The 4,372-nt window shown below is 63.2% G+C and carries 5 protein-coding genes and 1 tRNA gene; 1 reads left to right on the forward strand and 5 read right to left on the reverse strand.

Annotated features, from left to right (window positions below; genetic code table 11):
• Nucleotides 1-269: 269 nt before the first annotated feature.
• On the reverse strand, nucleotides 270-944 hold the full coding sequence (locus tag ACO41U_RS09925) for a flavodoxin family protein (RefSeq protein WP_485943618.1): 675 nt from the start codon (nucleotides 942-944) through the stop codon (nucleotides 270-272).
• 247 nt (nucleotides 945-1,191) lie between these two features.
• Here ACO41U_RS09925 and ACO41U_RS09930 point away from each other — a divergent pair, with 247 nt between their 5' ends.
• Nucleotides 1,192-1,560 (forward strand): winged helix-turn-helix transcriptional regulator, encoded by a 369-nt coding sequence (locus ACO41U_RS09930; protein ID WP_298779178.1) that lies wholly within the window; start codon nucleotides 1,192-1,194, stop codon nucleotides 1,558-1,560.
• 192 nt (nucleotides 1,561-1,752) lie between these two features.
• Here ACO41U_RS09930 and ftcD read toward each other — a convergent pair whose 3' ends face one another.
• From ftcD to ACO41U_RS09950, 4 genes are all read right to left on the reverse strand, one after another.
• A complete protein-coding gene (gene ftcD, locus ACO41U_RS09935; RefSeq protein ID WP_366123037.1) occupies nucleotides 1,753-2,667 on the reverse strand; it encodes a glutamate formimidoyltransferase in 915 nt (304 codons plus the stop codon).
• Nucleotides 2,668-2,680: 13 nt separating this feature from the next.
• Nucleotides 2,681-3,304, reverse strand: coding sequence for a HutD family protein (locus tag ACO41U_RS09940; protein WP_485943621.1), 624 nt, complete (start codon nucleotides 3,302-3,304; stop codon nucleotides 2,681-2,683).
• A 267-nt stretch (nucleotides 3,305-3,571) separates the two neighbouring features.
• Nucleotides 3,572-3,647: transfer RNA gene (locus tag ACO41U_RS09945), tRNA-Gly, on the reverse strand.
• A 107-nt stretch (nucleotides 3,648-3,754) separates the two neighbouring features.
• Nucleotides 3,755-4,372: ATP-binding protein (locus tag ACO41U_RS09950; protein WP_485943623.1), on the reverse strand; the 618-nt coding region annotated here is incomplete at its 5' end.

Consider the following 4,372-nt stretch of genomic DNA (forward strand, 5'->3'; position numbering starts at 1 on the left):
CACCGAGAGGCGCCGATCCAGAAAAAAGGGGATCCGCGAGAGCGAAAAGTCCGAGTAGAAGGAGGGCAAACCGAACGTTCGATATCAGGTCTTTCATCAAGGCACGTCCCGTCGTAAACGCCATCTTTCCCGGTCCCCTTTCTGTGGAATCGTCGCCGCGGTTCGGACGAACAACCCGTCGCCAACCGCAAATGATGTTGTATTCTATACAGGTCAAAGGAACCTGTCAAGAGGCACGGGGGAAAAGGTGCTACGCTACGGGGCGTCCCCTATTCGGCGTCAGGCTTCACGGGGGAGGCAGCCTTTTCGACCAGCCGTTTCCCCAGCTCGCGGGCGTTTTGAAGGTCCTTTGGAAACTGCTCCTCGCGCTGCCTGGCCTTGTCCTTTTCGTTGAACAGGGTGACCTCGTAGCGGGAATAATTGCTGAACTGGTACGTATCGTAGGCACAGAGCGTTTCGCTGTAGCCGAAGGTCCGTTCGAGGGCGTCAGCGTTCGCCCCCAGCAGGATGGGGTAATGAAACCGCTCCGCCAGCCCCTCCGGACAGTTCATGGTGTAGATCATCGCCGTGGGGACGGTCCGCTTCAGGAGCGTCTTCTCCTCGATCCCGTAGATGAGCAGGGGGAATACCAGCCGCTCCAGAAAGGCGCGCGCCGAGGCGGTGGAACAGCCAAGATAGACTGGACTGCCGATGACGATGACGTCCGCCCCCAGCGCCTTCTCCAGGGTCGGCGTCAACGGGTCGCGAAAGGCGCAGAGGCCATTCGTCCAGCTGCCCTTCACCTTGCAGGCGAAGCAGCTGACGCAGCCCTTAAAGGCAGCGTCGTACAGGTGTACCAGCTCAGTTTCCGCCCCCGCCTCCCTCGCCCCCTCCATGGCGCTCTCCAGCATCTTGTGGGTGTTCCAATTTTTGCGCGGACTTCCGTTGACGAACAACGCTTTCATTTCCTTACCCCCCGATTTTCTGCCCCCTCAGGGCCTTAAAACCTATCCTATCTCTCAGGTCCTTTGAGCAAAACGCCGCAGCGCTCCTTTTGAACGACGTGACGAGCCACTGATGTGCCCGCCTGCCACGTGCCTGAGTGCGCTTCCCTTTGACGTTTTTCGTGAATTCAGTGTATTATTAAAAGAACAAGAGAGCAAGTACGCAGTTTTTTCTTTCTTAAAAATTGGGGAAGGGATTGGTGGGCTCATGAAGGGGTCGAAGGATTCAAAAACCGGGGGCTACGTCGCGCGCTGTCCGCTGCTCTACGTGATGGAGCTGATCGGCTCCAAGTGGAAGCTGCCGATCCTCTGGTGTCTGAACGAGGAGGACGGCCTGCATTACAACGAGCTGAAGCGCCGCGTCCATGGGGTGACCAACACCATGCTGACGAAGTGCCTTCGCGAGCTGGAGGAAAAAGGCTTGATCTTCCGCCATTCCCTTGGAAGCGTGCCGCCCTCTGTAACCTATCACCTGAGGGAGGACGGGAAAAGCCTTATGCCAGCCCTGGAGGGGCTGTGTAACTGGGGGATGGCCTACCTGGAAAAGCAGGGGGAGTGTACCTCCCGCTGCAAGTGACCCGGCCCTTCGCGCTGTCCCGCATTTCTCGGCGTGGCGCCGACGTGCAAAAACAAAGGCACCGCACCCAACCTTTGGGCTGGATACAGTGCCTATGCGTCGCTTCCCGTTCGACGGGGCCTCGGAGGACGATTCCCTCGCCACGAACGCGCGGCAAAAGAGGTCACGCCGACGCGCGCCCTCAAAAAAGGCCTACTCCTCCTCCAGCAGGCGGTTCTCCATGATCTGCTTTGCGGGGTCGAAGTCGTCCGAAATCTGCAGGTAGTACTCCGCGCAGTCGATCAGGGCCTCCATGGGCAAAAGCCCGACGACCTCGCTCTCCACGACGCTGACGCCGTAGCGCCGGGCCTCCATCTTCACGGCCTCAAAGGCGCGGTACACCGCCGTCTTCTGATAGTTCACCAGGTTCATCGACACCTGCGCCATCTTCCTGTCGCTCAGGTCCACGCCGATGGCCTTGATGAAGCGATAACCGCCGCTGAGGTTGCGGACTCGCTTGGCGATCTTGTCCGCGATCTCCAGGTTCGGCGTGCTCAGGTTGATGTTGAACGCCACGAGGGGCATCCGGGCGCCGACCGCCACCACGCCCGCCGTGGGGTGTACCCGCCCCGCGGGGCCGTAGTCCGGCGTCCACATCGCCGTGTCCTTCAGCTTCTCAGCCATGCCCTCGAACTGCCCCTTGCGGATGGAGGCCAGGTTCTGGCGGTGCGGCGCGGTGGCGGAGTCCTCGTAGAGAAAGACGGGGATCTGGTAGCGGGACCCCACGGCCTCACCCACCTCCTTCGCCAGACGATCCGCGTCCTCAACCGTCGTGCCGCGGCAGGGGATGAAGGGGACCACGTCCACGGCCCCCATCCGCGGGTGCTGGCCCTCGTGCTTCGTCAGGTCGATGAGCTCGACAGCCTTGCCGAAGGACGCCAGAACGGCCTCCTTCAGGGGTTCGGGCTCACCAATCACCGTCACGACCAGTCGGTTGTGGTTTGGGTCCGTCTGGTAGTCCAGCAGGCGCACGCCTGCCTTGCCGCGGAAAGAGTCCACGATCTGCTCGATCTTCCCCGCGTCCCGTCCCTCGCTGTAGTTTGGCACACACTCGATAAGCTGCTTCATGTACAGTCCTCCTTTAATTTTCTGCACGGCGCCCCTCGTACCGGACCGCCGCCGCCGCGGCCCTGAGCCTCTCAGTCGCCCTGACGCTCCACGCCTCCCCGCCGAGGTTCGAGACGTGCAGCGTGTCTCCCGCCTCCAGAGGCCAGGCCTCTTCCCCGCTTACAGCCTCCGCCGCCCCCTCGAAGCAGAAGATGAGCAGCTCCTCCGCTCCCAGCAGCGCGGCGGCCAGCGCCGCCGTCACGTCCATCCTCAGACCGGAGCCGCCCGTGATGGGGATCATCGTCCCGACGCACCGCCCCTTCCGTAGCATCAGGTTCAGGTCCACGACCTTCCCCCTGGCCTGCGTGGTGACGCCGCCGTCGAAGGCGTAGGGCTCGAACTCCGCGAAGTCCCGCCAGGTCGCGTCGTCGTGGGAGAGGCGCAGCAGGCCCCGCAGGGAGAGGATCACGCGGTCGTAGTCCGGCAGGCTGGTGTAGGTGCTCTCCTCCACCTCTGCCGTGGCGGTGCTGAAGCGCCACAGAAACTTCCGCTCGGCGTAGAGGCTACCCTCCGAGGCGATGGCCAGCTCCGTCGTCCGCCCCCCGCTCCAGTCCGTCACGCGGTAGTCCGAAGAATGAAAAACTCTTACGATGCTCATTTCACGATGCCCTCAGAACTTTCTGGCTAAAAACTCCCGCCCGCTGCCACAAGGCAGCCGGCCCCCATGCGCCGGACAGTCCTCCCCCTCTGTTTGGGTTACGTCTATCGTATCGAAAGGCGTTTCGCTGTCAAGAGGCCCGACAGGGCAAGGACAGGTGATGGAGGAACGACGGCCCGGACGTCACGAGGCCCGAAGGGTCAAAACGCAAAAACCCCGCTTTTGAGCGGGGTTTTAAGTGTAACCGGACTGAGCCGGATGATCTGCTGGAGCGGACAACGGGGTTCGAACCCGCGACCCTCAGCTTGGGAAGCTGATGCTCTACCAACTGAGCTATGTCCGCCTGTCGTGCCGCAGACGAGGAACGAACGCCCCCGGACTGCCCGTGTATTATACCTCAGGGAAAAACTTCTGGCAAGCTTGGACAGGTAGGGACCTCTCTATCCGCCCTTATCCTCCGCGGCTCCCGGAGCCGCAACGGTACATCAGCGCCTCTGCCAGGTGCTTCGTCGTCAGCTCCGACTCTCCCGCCAGGTCCGCGATGGTGCGGGCCACCTTCAGCACGCGGCTCAGGCCACGGCCCGACAGGTGCAGGCGCTCCGCCATGCCGGACAGGTAGGCCCGTGCGTCCTCCGACAGGACGAGGCAGCGACGCACCAGCCGCTCAGGCAGCTCCGCGTTGCAGACGAGGCCGTAGGGCGCCCAGCGTTCCTGTTGAACGGCCCGCGCTGCGATGACGCGCCGCCGGATCGCGGCGCTGGGCTCCGACGTCCCGGAGAAGGAGAGCAGCTCCTCCGGCGTCAGGCGCGGCACAGCGATCTGCAGGTCGATGCGATCCAGGATGGGCCCCGACAGCTTGCGCCGGTAGCGCTCCAGCTCCAGGGCAGAACAGGTACACTTGACGACGGGGTCCCCGGCAAAGCCGCAGGCGCAGGGGTTGGCCGCCAGCACCAGCAACACCCGCGAGGGGTAGCTCACCGTGCCGGCCGCCCGGCTCACGACGATCCGGCCGTCCTCGATGGGCGCCCGCAGGCTCTCCGTCAGGTCCCGCCGAAACTCCGTGTACTC

This window comes from Fretibacterium sp., assembly GCF_057312375.1.

Coding starts and splice junctions, on each gene's coding strand:
- ACO41U_RS09925 (WP_485943618.1), bottom strand. CDS start 944: ATGAAAGCGTTGTTCGTCAACGGAAGTCCGCGCAAAAATTGGAACACC.
- ACO41U_RS09930 (WP_298779178.1), top strand. CDS start 1,192: ATGAAGGGGTCGAAGGATTCAAAAACCGGGGGCTACGTCGCGCGCTGT.
- ftcD (WP_366123037.1), bottom strand. CDS start 2,667: ATGAAGCAGCTTATCGAGTGTGTGCCAAACTACAGCGAGGGACGGGAC.
- ACO41U_RS09940 (WP_485943621.1), bottom strand. CDS start 3,304: ATGAGCATCGTAAGAGTTTTTCATTCTTCGGACTACCGCGTGACGGAC.